Source organism: Microbacterium sp. CCNWLW41 (assembly GCF_037083505.1).
Map to the genome: position 1 here is coordinate 837,151 of NZ_JBAOJP010000001.1, position 16,858 is coordinate 854,008.

Here is a 16,858-nt window from a genome sequence, read left to right on the forward strand (position 1 = left end):
GTTCGGTCCCGGACCTGAGGGCGACTTCGCGACGCAAAGCGAACACGCGCCGACGCGGATCGGCGCGCCGCGCCGGGATACCCTTTCCCGGTGACCACGCCCGACCCGAGCGCATCGCGGCCCGAGCACGAGGGGACACCGCCTTCGGATGCCGCGGAACCGACGCTTCCAGTCGGGGTGGGGCCATGGCCGGGCGGACCGGACGCGTGGCCGGACGACGACCGCTACGACCGCGAGCTGCTCGCGCACGGGGACGCCCGCAACGTCGTCGACGCGTACCGCTACTGGACGATGGACGCCATCGTCGCCGACCTCGACGCCCGCCGGCACGCGTTCCACGTCGCGATCGAGAACTGGCAGCACGACATGAACATCGGCTCGATCGTGCGCAGCGCCAACGCGTTCCTCGCCGCCGAGGTGCACATCATCGGTAGGCGCCGGTGGAACCGGCGCGGCGCCATGGTCACCGACCGCTACCAGCACGTGCGCCACCACGAGACCGTCGCGGACTTCGCCGCGTGGGCGGATGCCGCCTCCCTCCCCGTCATCGCGATCGACAACGTCGAGGGCTCGAAGCCGCTGCCGGCGGCCGACCTGCCCCAGGCGTGCGTGCTGCTCTTCGGTCAGGAAGGGCCAGGGCTCTCGCCGGAGGCGCTGGCCGCGGCATCCGGCGTCGTCGCGATCGAGCAGTACGGCTCCACCCGCTCCATCAACGCGAGCGCCGCGGCCGCCGTCGTGATGTACGAGTGGTGCCGCCGCTGGGCCTGAGCCGGCCCGCGGTCAGCCGCGTCCCGGGCTCAGGGCGGTCTCACCGCCCAGCCGCAGCGCGCCCTGCCGCGCGCCCTGACGTGCGGTGACCGCGGAGCGGGCGAGATCCGCCACGACCCCCGCGGCGCGAGCCCGCGAGGGCATGAAGCGCAGGAAGAACACCAGCCGCAGCATCCACGCGAGCGCACCCGTGAACGGCACGCCGTACAGCTCCGAGATGCCCCGGCCGGGGCCGAACGAGGCCGCGCGACCGAGCCCCCGGTACGCGAACGGGCGAGCCGGCCGGCCCGAGATCCGGCGCGCGATGGCGCGACCGATGTGGTCGCCGCCCTTCATGGCCCACAGCGCGTTCGCCGGCACGGGCTGCCGGGTCACCGGGTGGTCCACGCGCGCGCCGTCGCCCGCGGCCCACACGCCGTAGCGCACGGCGAGCGTCCGCTGGGTGCGCAGCCGCCCCCGCTCGTCTCGCCACGGGTCGAGTCCGGGGATGTGTACGGGGCTCTGCCCGGTCGTCGTGACGACGGTCGCCGTCATCAGCGTCGTGCCGTCTGCGAGCACCGCCGCCGTCGGCGTGACCTCGGCCAGTCGCACGCCCGTGACCACCCGCACGCCCAGCCGGGCGAGCTCCGCCTCGGCGCGCGAGCGCAGCCGCGGCTGATCGGACCACTCGCTGAGGATGCGCTCGCCGCCGTGCACGAGGGTGACGAGGTGCCCCCGGTCGGCGATGGCGGCCGCCAGCTCGGCCCCCGCGATCCCGCCGCCGGCGACGACGACGGGGGAGCCGGGGACGCTCGCGAGGTGATCGGCGAGCGCCGCGATCTCGCCCGGCCCCCGCAGCGTGCGGCCGTACCGGGCGAGCCCCGCGACGGCGTCCGTCGGCTCGGTCGCGCCCGTGCCGACGACGAGGTGGTCGTAGGCGATCGCCTCGACCGCGTCGTCGCCGCGTCGGTAGGAGACCGAGCGGCGGACGGCGTCGATGCGCAGCGCCCGGCCCTCGATGATCCGCGCGAGCGGCATGGCCTCGGCCAGCGGGGTGGCCACGCGGTCGTGACGGATGATGCCCGAGACCAGCTCGCCGGTGAACCCATGGAAGCGGTGCGCGCGATCGGCCGAGATCACGACGATCTCCAGGTCGCCGCGCCGCAGCTCGCGCGCCGCACGACGTGCGAGCGTGGCGTAGGCGTGCAGCGTGACATACCCGCCGCCGAGCAGCACGACGCGGGTCATGCGATCACCGCCGTGCGGGGCTCGAGTGCGACGGGTGCGCCGAAGCTCGTCGGGTCGGCGGCCCGGAAGCCGAGGTGCGCCAGGCGCCCCGCGCGCTCACGGATGGCGTCGACCTGCTCGAGCGTCGGGTTGCCCAGCGAGAAGTGGCCGCGGTGGCCGGTCAGTGCCAGGATCGCGGTCTCGGCGAAGCACGCGTACGAGCGGCCGTCAGGCAGCCCGATGTCGCCGCCGACCAGGCGCAGGCTGGGGATCGACACGATGCCGCCGTCGACGACGCGCACATCGGGACGAGCGGTGGCCAGGGCGGGCGAGGTGTTGCGCGGCTGCGTCGCATCGAGCACGATCGCGCCCGGTGCGAGGTGATCGGGTCCGAGCAGCGTGTCGGCCGACGCCGTGAGGAGGACCACGAGGTCGGCATCGCCGACGGCGTCGATCGAGTGCGCGGTGGCGACCTCGACGTCGGTCGCGACCGAGGCCGCGAGCGCCTCCAGGCGCGGCGCCGTGCGCGCGATCAGCGTCAGGCGGGCGCCGGCGGAGTCGCGTGCCAGCAGCCTCGTCACGGCGGTGCCGACGCTGCCGCTGGCGCCGACCACGGCGACGTGAGGGCGCGTGGTCCTCGTCGCGACGTGGGGGAGCAGCATCCGGATCTGGTCCTCGACGATCGCCGCCGTGAACGCGTTGCCGTTCGTCACGCCGATGTCGGAGCGGCCGCGCAGCGACGCGCCGCCCGCGGTCACGGTCGCCGTCAGCGCGCCGAGCCCGACGACGTCGGCGCCGAGCGCGGCGGCGCGGTCGACGGCGCGGCCCACGCGACGCCGGCCGCCGTCGATGTCGGACAGCAGGTGACGGGCGCCGAACGGCACGAGCACGACGTGGCCGACGCGCTCGCCGCCGATCTGCACGCCCGCCATCGTGACCGGCGGGAGCGGCAGGCGCCGCAGCGCCGCGTCGTAGACGGCCTCGGGCATGAGCCCCAGCGGCCGCCACACGCGCGCGAGGTCTTCGCGCAGGCTGGCGCGGGGGTGGACGGTGAATGCGAACGTTCCGCTCTCGGACACGGCGGGCTCCTTCCGGCGCCGAGGTGGGGGCGCCATGCGATCAAGGAGCGGGCGGCCCGCACGCTGATACGTGGGTGCGAGCGCGCCCTCAGACGCCGACCGTCATCCAGACGGACCCGCGCACGCGCCAGCCGAGCGTGACCAGCCGGGCGAGCATGTAGACGCCGAAGAACGCGACGGCCAGCCACGCCAGGCCCGCCGCGCCGGCCGGCTGCAGCACGGCGACGAGCACCAGCGCGGGGAGGAACGGGACGAGGTTCAGCACGCCGACGATCGCCAGGTACTTCGCGTCGCCCGCGCCGATGAGCACGCCGTCGAGCACGAAGACGATGCCGCACACCGGCTGCGCCACGGCCAGCACGATGAGCGCCGGCTGCACCAGTGCGGCGATCGCGGGATCGCCGGTGAACAGCAGCCCGATCACCCCCGACAGTGCGGCGATCAACGCGCCCACGACGATGCCGAACCACGCGCCCCACGCGACGGTGCGCCCGAGCACACGGCGGACGAGGTGCGTGTCGTCGGCGCCGAGCCCCTTGCCGATGAGCGCCTGGGCCGCGATCGCCAGCGCGTCCAGCGCGAAGGCTGCGGTGGAGAAGATCGTGAAGGCGACCTGCCAGCCGGCCAGCTCGTCGGTGCCGAGGCCGGTCGCCACGGCCACCGTCGCCAGCAGCGCCACCCGCAGCGACACCGTCCGCAGGAACAGCCAGCCGCCCGATCGTGCCGAGCCGCGCACGCCCTCGCGCTGGGGGCGGACGGATGCCTCGTGCCGGCGCGCGAGTCGCCCCACGACGACCGCGTAGGCGGCCACCATCCCCCACTGCGCGACGACCGTCCCGAGGGCGGAGCCGGCGATGCCCCAGCCGAGCCCGTAGATGAACGCCCAGTTCAGCAGGGCGTTCGCGCCGAAACCGAGTCCGGCGATCCACAGCGGCGTCACGGTGTCCTGCATGCCGCGCAGGAGACCCGTCGCGGCGAAGACCACCAGCATCGCGGGAAGCCCCCACATCGAGATGCCGAGGTAGATCTCGGCCTGCTCGGCGACGCCCGGCGACGCGCCGAAGAGGCCGACGAGGAACGGCGTCCCGAGCGAGCCCATCAGGGCGAGGATCGCGCCCAGGCCCAGCGCGAGCCACATGCCGTCGATGCCGACCGAGACGGCGCGCGTGGGGTCTCCGGCGCCGAACCGGCGGGCGACCGCCGGGGTGGTGGAGTACGCCAGGAAGACCATCAGCCCGACGATCGTCTGCAGCACCGCCGAGGCGATGCCGAGGCCGGCGAGCGGCTCCACGCCGAGGTGCCCGACGAGGGCCGAGTCGACGATGAGGAACAAGGGCTCGGCGACGAGGGCGCCCAGCGCCGGCACGGCGAGCCGCAGGATGTCGCGGTTCAGCGTGTCGGTGGTCACGCTGAAGAGCCTAGAAGGCGGCGCCGACGGCGCGGCGCGGCATCCGTCCCCCTCCGCGTGCGCGGGGCCGGGCTTCATCACGATGCGACGGCGATCCATCCCCACGCGAGAATCGCCCAGGCATGGGGCGACTAACCTGGAACGCATGACCGACGCCCCCCGTTCCGGTCTCGCGCTCGAGGAGCTCAGCGCCGAGATCCGCCCGCAGGACGATCTGTTCCGCCACGTCAACGGCTCATGGCTGGAGCGCACCGAGATCCCGGACGACAAGGCGCGGTGGGGATCGTTCCACCTCATCGCGGAGCAGGCCGAGAAGGACGTGCACGCGATCATCGAGGAGTCGCAGCAGGCCGACCCGGGCACCGAGACCCGCAAGATCGGCGACCTCTACACGAGCTTCATGGACACCGGGCGCATCGAGGAGCTCGGCGGGGCGCCGCTGGCCGACGTGCTGGCCCGAGTCGACGCGATCGACTCCATCCCGGCGTTCCTCCGCACGGTCGGCGAGTTCGAGCGCGACGGGATCGCCGCGCTCATCCACCTCTACATCGAGCCCGACCCCGGCAACCCGCAGCGCTACGTGCCGTTCTTCATCCAGGGCGGCCTGTCGCTGCCGGACGAGAGCTACTACCGGCTCGACAGCTTCCAGGAGACGCGCATCGCGTTCCGCACCCACGTGCAGCGCATCCTCGAGCTCGCGGGGGTCGCCGAGGCCGAGGCATCCGCGGATCTCATCGTCGCGCTCGAGACGGAGCTGGCCACCCACCACTGGGACAACGTCGCCAGCCGCGACGCGGTCAAGACCTACAACCTCAAGACCTGGGACGAGGTGCAGGAGCTGGTCGGCGTCGACCTCGCGCCGTGGCGCGACGGGATGGCCCCCGACCACGCCGACGCGTTCGCCGAGATCAACGTGTACCAGCCGAGCTTCCTCGAAGGCCTCGGCGTGATGCTGACCGACGAGCACCTCGAGGGCTGGAAGGCGTGGCTGCGCTTCGCGGTCGTGCACTCGGCGGCGCCGTTCCTGTCGGACGAGTTCGTCGCGGAGAACTTCTCGTTCTACGGCACCCAGCTCACCGGCGTCCCGGTCAACCGCGAGCGGTGGAAGCGGGGCGTGAGCCTCACCGAGGCCGCGATGGGCGAGGCGATCGGCCGCGTCTACGTCGAGCGCCACTTCCCGCCGTCGGCCAAGGACGCGATGGACGAGCTCGTCGCGAACCTCGTCGATGCGTACCGGCAGTCGATCTCCGAGCTGGAGTGGATGAGCCCCGAGACGCGCGAGCGCGCGCTGGCGAAGCTCGACACGTTCACGCCGAAGATCGGCTACCCGGTGAAGTGGAAGGATTACTCCACCCTCGAGATCGACGCCGAGGACCTCGTCGGCAACGTCCGCCGCGCGCACGTCTGGGAGCACGACCGCCAGCTCGCGAAGGTCGGCAAGCCGATCGACCGCGACGAGTGGTTCATGACGCCGCAGACGGTCAACGCGTACTACAACCCGCTGATGAACGAGATCGTGTTCCCGGCGGCGATCCTGCAGTATCCGTTCTTCGACGCCGACCGCGACGCCGCCGCGAACTACGGCGGCATCGGCGCGGTGATCGGCCACGAGATCGGCCACGGCTTCGACGACCAGGGCAGCCGCTTCGACGGCGACGGGTCGCTGCGGGACTGGTGGACCGACGAGGACCGCGCCGCCTTCGAGGAGCGCACGAAGAACCTCATCGACCAGTTCGACGCGCTCGTGCCGCTGGGTCTCGCCGAGGAGAACCACGTCAACGGCGCGCTCACCATCGGCGAGAACATCGGCGACCTCGGCGGACTCGGCATCGCGATCAAGGCGTACGCCCTGTCGCTGGGGACCGACGAGAACGGCGATCCGGCCGAGGCGCCGGTGATCGACGGCTTCACCGGAATCCAGAGACTGCTGCTGAGCTGGGGACAGATCTGGCAGCAGAAGGGGCGGGATGCCGAGACGATCCGCCTGCTGACGATCGACCCGCACTCGCCCAACGAGTTCCGGTGCAACCAGATCGTCCGCAACATCGACGCGTTCTACGATGCATTCGGCGTGACCGAGTCCGACGCCCTGTGGCTCGACGAGGATCAGCGCGTCACCATCTGGTGAGAAGCGGGCCGATCCCGGTCCGTCTGCCCCGCAACACGTTCAAGGGGAAGGGAAACCCGTGGGCATGGAGCCCAGAAAGGATGCCGAGTCGCTTCGGGGGGCGCGACGAGGCACCGGACGACGACTGCCGAAGAGGGCGGCAGCCGGACGTCGATCATTCACATCCACCCTCAAGGCGCTCGACGACCTCGCTGCGTCCGGCGCGAAGATCTCGGTGCGCATCACCGACCTCGACCGCGGCACCTCCGTCCTCTCGGGCGACGACTTCGTGACCCTGCCGGTCGCGGGGCTCGGTGTGGTGCCGCTGCTGATCGAGGTCGCCGCCGCGTTCGAGTCGGGCACGCTCGACCCGCTCGAGATCATCGACCGCGCGCACATGGAGCCGGTCGGCGTGGGCGGCGTGTGGCAGCACCTGAAGGCGCCGGCGCTGCCGCTGTCGGACCTCGCCGTGCTGACCGCCTCGACGGGCGACGCCCTCGCCGCGAACGCGCTGCTGCGCCGCGTCGGGCTGCCCGCCGTCCGCAGCCGCATCGAGGAGCTCGGGCTCGCGCGCTCGGCGCTGCTCGACCGCTTCCGCGACGAGCGCGGCCCCGACGACGCGCCGCACTTCGCGCTCGGCTCCGCCCGCGAGCTCGCCGAGGTCTTCGCCGCCCTGGTGAACTCGCAGGTCGTCTCGCCGAGCGTGAGCGCCCAGGTCGCGGAGTGGCTCAGCCTCAACCACGACCTGTCGCTCGTGGCATCCGCCACCGGTCTCGACCCGTTCTCGCACGAGAACGACGAGCACGGGCTGCTGTTCATCAACAAGACGGGCAGGGACTCCGGTGTGCGCGTCGAGGCGGGGGTGCTGGCCGGTCCACGGGCCGGGGTGTCGTACGCGCTCATCGTCTGCTTCGACGACCTCTCGATCTCGCACCGGCTGCGGGCGCACGAGGCGTTCCGCATCCTCGGCACCGACCTCATGGAGTACGTGTTCTGAGGCGTGGTCGGTGACGCCGGATGACGAGTGGATGCCTATGGCGGGAGGCATCGGGTAACCTCGCCAGGGTGTCAACACCGCCGTTCCGCGCCGACATCGTCGGCAGCTTCCTCCGCCCCACCGAACTCGCCGAGGCCCGCCGCCGGTTCGCGGCCGGCCAGATCGACGCCGACGCGCTGCGCGTGGCGGAGGACACGGCGATCGCCGAGCTCGTCGTGCGCGAGGCCGACGCCGGGCTGAAGCTCGCGACCGACGGCGAGTTCCGCCGCTCGTGGTGGCACTTCGACTTCTTCGGCCTGCTGGACGGCGTCGACATCGTCGAGCTCGACCACGGCATCCAGTTCCAGGGCGTGCAGACCAAGCCCCGCGGCATCGAGGTGACCGGGAAGATCGGGTTCAGCGACAGCCACCCCTTCCTCGACCACTTCCGCTCGCTGAAGAGCCTGCTCGAGCGGACGACCGGCGCCGTGCCCAAGTTCAGCATCCCGGCGCCGACGGTGCTCGACTTCCGCCTGGAGCCCGGGCACATCCTGACGCCCGAGTACGACGGCCGCGAGGACATCGTCGACGACCTCGTGCAGGCGTACCGCGACGCCGTCGCCGCGTTCTACGCCGCGGGCGCCCGCTACCTCCAGTTCGACGACACCGCGTGGGCCTACCTCTGCTCGGACGCCGAGCTCGAGAAGGCGCGGGGCCGTGGCATCCGCACCGACGGCATCGCGGAGCGGTACTCCGGCATCCTCAACCGCATCCTCGAGGGCAAGCCCGACGACCTGGTCATCACGACGCACGTGTGCCGCGGCAACTTCCGCTCGACGTGGATCTCGTCCGGCGGCTACGAGCCGGTCGCCGAGCAGCTGCTGGGCAACACCGCGTACGACGGCTATTTCCTCGAGTACGACAGCGAGCGCGCGGGCGGCTTCGAGCCGCTGCGCTTCCTGCCCGAGGGCGACAAGACGGTCGTGCTGGGACTCATCACGTCCAAGACCGGCGAGCTGGAGAACGTGGATGCCGTAAAGCAGCGCATCGACGAGGCATCCGCTTTCGCACCTCTCGGCCAGCTCGCGCTGAGCCCGCAGTGCGGCTTCGCCTCGACCGAGGAGGGCAACGTCCTGTCCGAGGACGAGCAGTGGGCGAAGGTCCGCGAGGTGGTCGACATCGCCGCCGACGTCTGGCGCTGACCCCTCCCTCCCCGGACTCTCCCCTCCCCGGACTCTTCCCTCCCCGGCCCGAGGTTCCGGGTTTGGGGCGCGTGCCGTGCGTTCGGGGCGCGCGGGGCACGCCCCGACCGGACGCGGCGCGCCCCGAACCCGGGATGGTGAACCCCGAGAGCGGGCGAGGTCAGTGGTGGGGGACCTCGACCACGGGGGTGCCGTGGGTGTGGAAGGTCTCGATCGTCTTCATGCCCCACGCCTGACCCTTCTTGCGCTCGGCCTCGGACCATTCGACGACGGGCTGGTCGGGGTCCAGCAGCAGCCGGGCGCCGGCCTGCGCGAACTCGATCCGGTTGCCGCCGGGCTCCCAGACGTACAGGAAGAACGTCTGGTTGATGGCGTGCTTGTGCGGACCCGACTCGATGTGGATGCCGTTCTCGAGGAAGATGTCGGCGGCCTTGAGGATGTCCTCGCGGGTGTCGGGGGCGAAGGCGATGTGGTGCAGCCGGTTGCCGTGCTTGGTCCAGTCGTCGGAGTAGACGACGTCGTAGGACTTCAGCGAGAAGTGGAACCACCACGCCGCGAACCGGCCGTTGTCGAGCCGGATGCGCTCGGACTCCCGCATCCCCAGCGCGTCGCGGAGGAAGGCGCCGTTGGCCTCGACGTCCTTCGCGAGATAGTTGATGTGGTCGAGGCGACGGGCGTTGACCCCGCGCCCGGGGAACCGTGAGGCCTGGTTCTTCAGCGCCGGCTTGTCGTCGGTCGCGACGTACCGCTCGGCCTCGTAGAAGATCGCCATCGCGTGGCCGTCGGGGTCGGTGAACTCGTACGTCGGGCCGCACCCGACATCGCCGTCCACCCAGCCGCGGCCGAGGCCCGTCGCCTCGATGGCGGCGACCCGGCGCTCGAGCGCCTGCTGCGACGACGCGCGGAAGGAGGTGCGGCCGACGCCCGCGGCATCCGACGCCCTGAGCTTGATCGTGTAGAGCTGGTACTCGTCCCACGTGCGGAGGTAGACCGAATCGCCGTCCTCGGCGACGACCCGCATGGCCAGGAGCTCCTCGAAGAACCAGCGGCTCTCGGCGGGGGTGGGGGTGAGCAGCTCGACGTGGGCGAGGTGGGCGACGTCGAACGACGTGTCGGCGGTCATGGTGCGTCCTCTCTGACGGTCTCGGGCAGACGTGGGTCGGGCGGGGCCGGGAGCCGGGTCATCGGCGTGGCCTCGGGAAGACCGTGCCGTCGAACAGCTTGCGGGCGGTGCGCACGGTCGACGACGTGGCCCGCCAGGTGCCGTCGCCGTCGCGGCTGACGTGCACGTGCGACCGGGACGAGCCGGTCGGGTGCTCGATCTCGGTCTCGTCGCCGTCGAGCGGTCCGGCCAGGCCGGATCCGACGGCTCCGGGGATGCGCAGCGCCGCGGCGACGGATGCCGCCATCAGCACGCCGATCGCCGTGTGCACGCGCGCCGGGATGAAGGCCCTGGTCGAGATCGCGCCGCCGTGGCGCGCCGGCGAGAGGAGGATCATCTTCGGCACGGTCTGCTGCGCGACGTCTCCGAGGCCCATCAGCGGGCCCGCGGCCAGCCGGATGCGCTCGATGCGCGCGGCGAGCTCGGCGTCGCGCTCCAGCGCGGCGGGCGTCTCGCTGCCGTCGACGCCGAACTCGTCGGCGCGCAGCAGTGCCACCGGCATCCCGTTGTCGATGAGCGTCACGGTGTGGCCGTCGATCTCGTCGGTCGCATCGCCGGTCGGAAGCAGGGGCTTCTCGGGGCCGCCGCCGACCTCCAGCTGGATGGCGGATGCCGTGCCGGGCACACCGTCGATCGCGGCGTCGCCGTCGTAGTCGGGGCGGCCGTCGGTCGTCGCGAAGACGGCGGTCGCGGTGTCACCCGTGTTGAGCAGCCGGATGCGGACCGTCGTGCGTTCGCCCGTCGCCGGGACGAGGCCCCGCTCGACGGCGAACGGGCCGATGCCCGCCAGCAGGTTGCCGCAGGTCTGGGCGTCCGCGACGGTCGCCGCGTCGACCCCCACCTGGAGGAAGAGATAGTCGACGTCGATGCCGTCCGCGGTCGACGGCGACACGATCGCGACCTTGCTGGTGAGCGGGTGCGCGCCGCCGATGCCGTCGATCTGGCGCGGATCGGGCGAGCCCATGATCCGCAGCAGCAGGTCGTCGCGCTCGGCCGGGTCGTCCGGCAGATCCGCCGCGAGGAAGTAGGCGCCCTTGGAGGTGCCCCCGCGCATCAGCATGCACCGGATGCCGTCGCGCGCGGCCGCAGCCGCGTCAGGCGCCGCCATCGCCCCGCGCCCCGCCCCGCGCGTCGTACTGCGCCTGCGTCAGGTACTCCACGCCGAGCTCGGAGAGCAGCGGGCGCAGGCCTTTGCGGTCGAGGCTGAGCTGCGCGCCCGACGCGTAGGCCGCGCGGTCGGCCTCCTCCTTCGCCACGCGCGCATCGGCCGCGCGCAGCACGTCGGCCGCGCGCTCGCGGGGGACCACCACCACGCCGTCGTCGTCGGCCACCACGACGTCGCCCGGCCGCACCGTCGCACCTGCGACGACGATCGGCACGTTCACCGAGCCCGGCGTCGCCTTCACCGTGCCTTGCGCGTGCACGGCACCCGACCAGACCGGGAAACCCATCTCGCGCAGGTCCGCGATGTCGCGCACGCCCGTCGTGGTGACGAGGCCGCGCACGCCGCGGGCGGTGAGCGCCGTGGCGAACAGGTCGCCGAAGGCTCCGTCGCTGGACGGCGACGTCGTCGCCACGACGAGGAGGTCGCCCTCGCGGCACTGCTCGATCGCGGCGTGGATCATCAGGTTGTCGCCGGGGTGGCTGAGCACCGTCACCGCGGTGCCGGCGACCCGAACGCCGTCCTGGATCGGACGGATGCCGGGACCGACGAGCCCGGACCTGCCCATCGCCTCGTGCACGGTCGCGACGCCGTGGACTCCGAGCGCGGCGGCGGTCGCGGCATCCGCTCTGGCGATGTCGGTGACGACGACGGGCTTCATCGCGACGCGTCCTTGATCACGAGAGGACGCCGGTCACCTGCGGGAAGTACCGCATGTACGCCTCGCCCATCGTCTCGTGGGGGAGCCCGAGGTTGGGGCCGGCGTTGCGCTTGAGCTGCACGCCGCGTCGCACCGCGAGGTCGGTGTAATACGACCACATGTGCTTCTGCGCGGGGAGGCACTCCATCGCCGCGCGCTTGCGCGGGAACGCCTCGGAGATGTCGAGGAGCACGTTGGGCGTGAAGTCGCACTGCTCGGGCTGATGCGGCTCGAAGAAGAACACCGGCGGGGCGCCGATGATGTCGTCCTTGCCGGGGTACCCGCCGTCGGAGTTCGCGACGCCGATGGCCTGGGCGAGCACGCGGGCCTCGAGCGCCATGCGCGCCGCGGCCGGATGGTCGCCGTTGTACGGGTCGCGCAGGGTGTGCGTCAGCACGACCGTGGGCTGCACGCGCCGGTAGAGGTCGACGAGGCGGGAGACGGCCGCGCGCGACTCGACGAGCGGGTAGTCGCCGAGGTCGAGGAACTCGATCTCGGCACCGAGAGCGGATGCCGCGGCCTCGGCCTCGTCGCGGCGGACGGCCTTGATCTCCTCGAGCGACCTGCCCTCGAGCCATTGGCTGGCGGACTCGCCGCGCTCGCCGTAGGACAGGCAGGCCACCACGGCGCGGTCGCCGCGGAGGGCCGCGGCGGCGATCGCGCCGCCCGCTCGCCAGACGAAGTCCCCGGCGTGGGCGCTGACGACGAGGAGCGTGTCGGCGGTGACTGTCATGGGGCCAGCGAATCACACCCATGGCGAAATGGTCAACAAATTGTCTACAATCGTGGCGACCATATACCTCTGGACGTAGGTATAGCCGACACGTAGCATCGCGCTCAGGTCACCCCGCACGAACCACTGGACGAGGAAGTCGAGACAGGCATGGCGAGCAATCTGCAGGAGCTGCTGGACGAGAAGGGGAACGTCGTCGAGATGCTGCGCAACTCGCAGCTCGGCACGTACATCTACCCGGTGGTCCCGGCCGAGTTCACGAACTGGCGCCGCGAGCAGAAGGCGTGGCGCGAGACGGCCGTGCTCTACGACCAGACGCATCACATGGTGAACTTCTTCATGACCGGGCCGGACGCGCTGAAGCTGCTGTCGGACACCGGGATCAACTCGTTCGCGAAGTTCCCCGTGAACACCGCGAAGCAGTTCGTGCCGACGTCGTCGACCGGCGGGGTCATCGGCGACGGCATCCTCTTCCATCTCGCCGAGGACGAGTACGTCTACGTCGGCCGGGCGCCGGGCGCGAACTGGCTGCAGTTCCACGCCGAGACCGGCGGCTACGACATCGAGACGCGCTACGACGACCGCTCGCCGTCGCGGCCCTACGGCCAGGCGGTCACCCGCGAGTTCTACCGCTTCCAGATCCAGGGCCCGAACGCGTGGCCGATCATCGAGAAGCTCGCCGGCCGCGAGGTGGAGCAGGTGCGGTTCTTCCACATGGGCGAGCTCGAGATCGCCGGGGAGCACGTGCGCACGCTCCGGCACGGCATGGCCGGAGCGCCCGGCCTGGAGATCTGGGGGCCGTACGAGCAGCACGGCCGGATCCGCGACGCCGTGCTGGAGGCGGGCCGCGAGTTCGGGATCGAGCCGTGCGGGTCGCGCGCGTACTCGTCGAACACCCTCGAGTCGGGGTGGATCCCGTCGCCGCTGCCCGCGATCTACACCGGCGGCGACATCGAGCGCCGCTACCGCGAGTGGCTGCCCGCGAACAGCTACGAGGCGATCAACGCGCTCGCCGGCTCGTTCGTGTCGGACGACATCGAGGACTACTACCTCAACCCGTGGGACCTCGGCTACGGCTCGTTCGTGAAGTTCGACCACGACTTCATCGGCCGCGACGCGCTCCAGCAGGTGGACCCCGAGGCGCAGCGCAAGAAGGTCACGCTCGCGTGGAACGACGAGGACCTCGGCCGCATCCTCACGAGCGTGCTCGACCGCGAGGGGCCGGGATACCAGTTCTTCGACCTGCCCAACGCGAACTACGGCTCGTCGAACTACGACGCCGTGATCGACGCGGACGGGAGCACCGTGGGCCTGTCGCTGTTCACCGGCGTGACGGCGAACGAGAGGCGCGGCCTGTCGCTGGCCACGGTCGACCGCGACGTGCCGATCGGCGCCGAGGTGCGGGTGGTGTGGGGCGAGCCGGACGGCGGCTCGGGCAAGACCACCGTCGAGCCGCACGAGCAGATCGAGGTCCGCGCGGTCGTCAGTCCCGTGCCGTACGCGGTGACGGCCCGGCAGGAGTACCACGGCGGCTGGCGCACGACGGGCGTCGCCTGACGCTGCCCGGTCCCGGCGACCGGCGGGTGCGGCATCCGTCGTCACCCGGCAGGGAGGAGTGAGGTGGCACGCGCCTCGGACGGCGAGTCCGTCCTGCACAAGCACCTGCGGGTGCTGCAGGCGTTCGACCTGCTGCGCCCGTGCCTCACGCTCACCGAGATCGTCGAGGAGACCGGGCTGGCCGCATCGACCGCCCATCGCCTGGTCGCCGAGCTGGAGCGGGAGGAGCTGCTGGAGCGGATGCCGGACCGGTCGTACCGGCTCGGCATCCGGCTGTGGGAGTTCGCCGCCCGCACGCCCGGGGCCGTCGGCCTGCGCGAGCTCGCGCGTCCGTGGCTCGAAGCGGTCCATGCGCGGGTGCGTCAGCACGCGCAGCTCGGTGTGCGCAGCGGCCGGGACGTGCTGTTCCTCGAGCGGCTCTCGACGCGCGAGGCGGTGGTGAACGCGACGATCATCGGCGGACGCGTGCCGCTTCCGGTCAGCTCGAGCGGGCTCGTGCTGCTCGCGCACGCCGGGCCCGGCGTCGTGGACGACGTGATCGCCGCCGGATGGCCGGCGTTCACGCCGGCGACGATCCGCGGCGGCGACGAGCTGCGCGCCGTCCTGCGGCGGGTGCGCGCCGACGGCTTCGCGCTCACCGACGGGCATGTCCACCCAGGAACGCGCGGTCTCGCCGTGCCGATCGCGGACGCGCGGACCGGCGCGCTGCACGCCGCGCTCGGCGTCGTCGTGCCGAGCGACGGCACGTCGCCCCAGCCGCTCGTCGAGCTGCTGACGGTGGCGGCCGCGGGGATCGCCCGCACCCTCGACGAGGCGGGCGCGGCCGACGGCGGCCAGGGCATCCGCACGTGGGCGAGCACCTCGCGCAGGTCGCTGGACTACTTCTCGTCGCTCGGGAAGCGATCCGCCGGCTCACCGCCCGCACAACGGGCCGGCTGACCGCGCACATCCGAAGACCCCGGCATCGTGCAGATGCCGGGGCCCTCGGATGCCGTCACGCGACGGCGCCGCGCCTCACCCGGTCACGCACGTGAACGAGCTCGCGTCGTCGACCGAGCCGGTCCCGGAGTACTCGGGCCAGGCCGGGTACTCGCACATCGGACGGGTGCGGTCTGCGCCGGCGGTGCCGTCGCCCGCCACGAGGTCCGACGGGGCGACGCCGTTCTCGACCCAGTCCACGATCGCGCCGAGCCCGTCGTACTGCGCGACGAACCGGCCCTGGCCGTGACCCCAGCCGGGCACCATGTAGAACTTCGCGAACGAGTCCAGGCGCTTGCCGAACTCGTCCTGCAGCGACTCCCAGTACTGCACGGTGTTGTGCGGCGTGATGAAGTCGTCGATCGTGCCGTGGGTCAGGATGACCTTCCCGCCGTGCGCGCGGAATCGGTTGAGCGAGACATCCGTCACATCCATGATCTCGCCGACCTCCTGCACGCGATCCGCGTAGTCGAGCGGATCGACGGTGTACGGGTCGAAGCCGGGAGGGTCGCCCGCCACGCCGTAGCGCATGGTCGCCGCGAAGACCTGGAACTGCAGCCCCTGCGCCAGCGGCCCGCTCCCGAAGCCGGCGAAGCCCTGGTAGAGGGCTCCCTCGAACAGCGCGCTCCGGGCGAAGATCGAGTCGCCCTCGATGTCGATGCCCAGGTCGTAGTCGGTCGTGATCTTCAGCGCCGCGTCGATCTCGACCTCCGACAGGCACGTGTCGACCGTCGCCGGGTCCGTGCCCGCGGGGCATGCGAGCGTCTGGACGTCGAACGCCTCGCCGCATCCCTGCACGTCGCTGACGATCCCGTCGACGGCCCCGTCGAGACCGTCGCACGCGGCGTACACCGCGCCGGTGATGGTGGTCGTCTCGGCGGCGTTGAGGTGGCCGGCGCCGCCCTCCAGCAGGAGCGCGTCGCGGAAGTTCACCGCGCCGACGTGCATCATCGTGACGTTGTAGGCGGGGTAGTTGGCCACGATGCCGTCGTAGTCCTTCGGATACCGCGCCGCGGCGTCGAGCGCCTCGTGCCCGCCCTGGGACCCGCCGATGAAGTACGACCACGTGGCGTCGACGCCGTAGGCGGCGTCGATGACGGCCGCCGCCGCGTCGTGCGCCTTCTTCACCGACCACTGCCCGTAGTTGAGGAACAGCTCCTCGTCGAGCTGGAACGTGCCGTCGAATCCGGGAGCGCCCTGATGCCCGCCGTCGGAGCCGAGCGTGACCCAGCCCTGGGTGAGGGCGGTGGGGGTGCCGGCCGGCTGGGCCGTGTAGTTCCCGGTCGCCGTCACGAGCGAGCCGTCGAAGCCGCCGCCGCCGAACTGCAGCGTGCGTCCGTTCCACGCAGCGGGGAGGTTGACCTGGAACTGCATGTCCTGCGGAGCCGAGACGGCGCGGATCCAGCCGGTCACGGCGCAGTAGCTGCCCGTGGCGTCCCAGGTCGCGGTCTCGACGACGGCGCCCCGCGTGGGCAGGTCGATCGCCTTCTCGGCGATCTCCAGCCCGACGAGCGAGGTGCACGTCGCAGGGGTGAGCACCGGTGGTGCGGCGTGGGGGCCGCCGGGGGCAGCGGCTGCCGGGGCGACCCCGGCCGTGAGGGCGAGGACTGCGGCGATGCCCACCGACACCGCCGTCAGCCGCCTGGACGTTGACTTCATCGACGCTCCTTCGCGTGGTGATGCGCTGCCGTCGTGGGGTCGGCGGCGTGCGTGTGCCGAGACCATGTCAGCTCGCCGCGCGCCCCACAACACGACTTCCGTCCAATGCGCTGTGCCGTTGTGCCGGCGGGGCATGCCGGGTATGGTTCCCGGCGCGAAGG

The 16,858-nt window shown here is 72.0% G+C and carries 14 protein-coding genes; 6 read left to right on the forward strand and 8 right to left on the reverse strand.

Annotation, left to right across the window (positions count from 1 at the left end; translation table 11 throughout):
* Window positions 1–90 precede the first annotated feature (90 nt).
* Window positions 91–768 (forward strand): TrmH family RNA methyltransferase, encoded by a 678-nt coding sequence (locus V6R91_RS03720; protein ID WP_378878829.1) that lies wholly within the window; start codon window positions 91–93, stop codon window positions 766–768.
* 12 nt (window positions 769–780) lie between these two features.
* On the opposite strand, the gene V6R91_RS03725 is transcribed toward V6R91_RS03720, so the two are convergent.
* The 3 genes from V6R91_RS03725 to V6R91_RS03735 all read right to left on the reverse strand — a co-directional run bounded on the left by V6R91_RS03725 (window position 781) and on the right by V6R91_RS03735 (window position 4,461).
* A complete protein-coding gene (locus V6R91_RS03725) occupies window positions 781–1,995 on the reverse strand; it encodes an NAD(P)/FAD-dependent oxidoreductase (RefSeq protein ID WP_336394238.1) in 1,215 nt (404 codons plus the stop codon).
* The gene (locus tag V6R91_RS03730; RefSeq protein ID WP_336394239.1) at window positions 1,992–3,053 is read right to left on the reverse strand and encodes a semialdehyde dehydrogenase; all 1,062 of its coding nucleotides are present in this window, start codon (window positions 3,051–3,053) and stop codon (window positions 1,992–1,994) included. Before V6R91_RS03730 ends, V6R91_RS03725 begins: the two co-directional genes overlap by 4 nt.
* 88 nt (window positions 3,054–3,141) lie before the next feature.
* Window positions 3,142–4,461 carry an MATE family efflux transporter gene (locus V6R91_RS03735; protein ID WP_336394240.1) on the reverse strand — a complete coding sequence of 440 codons (1,320 nt, stop codon included), beginning with the start codon at window positions 4,459–4,461 and terminating at the stop codon, window positions 3,142–3,144.
* Window positions 4,462–4,606: 145 nt separating this feature from the next.
* On the opposite strand from V6R91_RS03735, the gene V6R91_RS03740 reads away from it, so the two are divergent.
* From V6R91_RS03740 to V6R91_RS03750, 3 genes are all read left to right on the forward strand, one after another.
* Window positions 4,607–6,589 carry a M13 family metallopeptidase gene (locus V6R91_RS03740; protein ID WP_336394241.1) on the forward strand — a complete coding sequence of 661 codons (1,983 nt, stop codon included), beginning with the start codon at window positions 4,607–4,609 and terminating at the stop codon, window positions 6,587–6,589.
* Window positions 6,590–6,653: 64 nt separating this feature from the next.
* Window positions 6,654–7,565: a serine hydrolase gene (locus tag V6R91_RS03745; RefSeq protein ID WP_378878823.1), complete on the forward strand. Its 912-nt coding sequence runs from the start codon at window positions 6,654–6,656 to the stop codon at window positions 7,563–7,565.
* A 68-nt stretch (window positions 7,566–7,633) separates the two neighbouring features.
* Complete coding sequence (locus tag V6R91_RS03750) at window positions 7,634–8,746, forward strand: 5-methyltetrahydropteroyltriglutamate--homocysteine S-methyltransferase (RefSeq protein ID WP_336394243.1); 1,113 nt, start codon at window positions 7,634–7,636, stop codon at window positions 8,744–8,746.
* Window positions 8,747–8,906: 160 nt separating this feature from the next.
* On the opposite strand, the gene V6R91_RS03755 is transcribed toward V6R91_RS03750, so the two are convergent.
* Genes V6R91_RS03755 through V6R91_RS03770 form a run of 4 tightly spaced genes read right to left on the reverse strand, consistent with a single transcriptional unit; the run spans window position 8,907 to window position 12,503 of the window.
* On the reverse strand, window positions 8,907–9,869 hold the full coding sequence (locus tag V6R91_RS03755) for a VOC family protein (protein ID WP_336394244.1): 963 nt from the start codon (window positions 9,867–9,869) through the stop codon (window positions 8,907–8,909).
* A gap of 58 nt (window positions 9,870–9,927) precedes the next feature.
* Window positions 9,928–11,016: a 4-oxalomesaconate tautomerase gene (locus V6R91_RS03760; protein ID WP_336394245.1), complete on the reverse strand. Its 1,089-nt coding sequence runs from the start codon at window positions 11,014–11,016 to the stop codon at window positions 9,928–9,930.
* Complete coding sequence (locus V6R91_RS03765; protein ID WP_336394246.1) at window positions 11,003–11,731, reverse strand: 4-carboxy-4-hydroxy-2-oxoadipate aldolase/oxaloacetate decarboxylase; 729 nt, start codon at window positions 11,729–11,731, stop codon at window positions 11,003–11,005. The genes V6R91_RS03760 and V6R91_RS03765 overlap by 14 nt, the downstream gene beginning before the upstream one ends.
* Window positions 11,732–11,747: 16 nt before the next feature.
* A complete protein-coding gene (locus V6R91_RS03770; protein ID WP_336394247.1) occupies window positions 11,748–12,503 on the reverse strand; it encodes a PIG-L deacetylase family protein in 756 nt (251 codons plus the stop codon).
* Between the two features lie 150 nt (window positions 12,504–12,653).
* Between V6R91_RS03770 and ligM the strand changes: the two genes are divergently transcribed.
* On the forward strand, window positions 12,654–14,060 hold the full coding sequence (gene ligM / locus V6R91_RS03775; RefSeq protein ID WP_336394248.1) for a vanillate/3-O-methylgallate O-demethylase: 1,407 nt from the start codon (window positions 12,654–12,656) through the stop codon (window positions 14,058–14,060).
* A 63-nt stretch (window positions 14,061–14,123) separates the two neighbouring features.
* Window positions 14,124–14,999, forward strand: coding sequence for an IclR family transcriptional regulator (locus V6R91_RS03780; protein ID WP_336394249.1), 876 nt, complete (start codon window positions 14,124–14,126; stop codon window positions 14,997–14,999).
* 75 nt (window positions 15,000–15,074) lie between these two features.
* On the opposite strand, the gene V6R91_RS03785 is transcribed toward V6R91_RS03780, so the two are convergent.
* Window positions 15,075–16,697: a tannase/feruloyl esterase family alpha/beta hydrolase gene (locus V6R91_RS03785; protein ID WP_336394250.1), complete on the reverse strand. Its 1,623-nt coding sequence runs from the start codon at window positions 16,695–16,697 to the stop codon at window positions 15,075–15,077.
* Window positions 16,698–16,858: the final 161 nt, after the last annotated feature.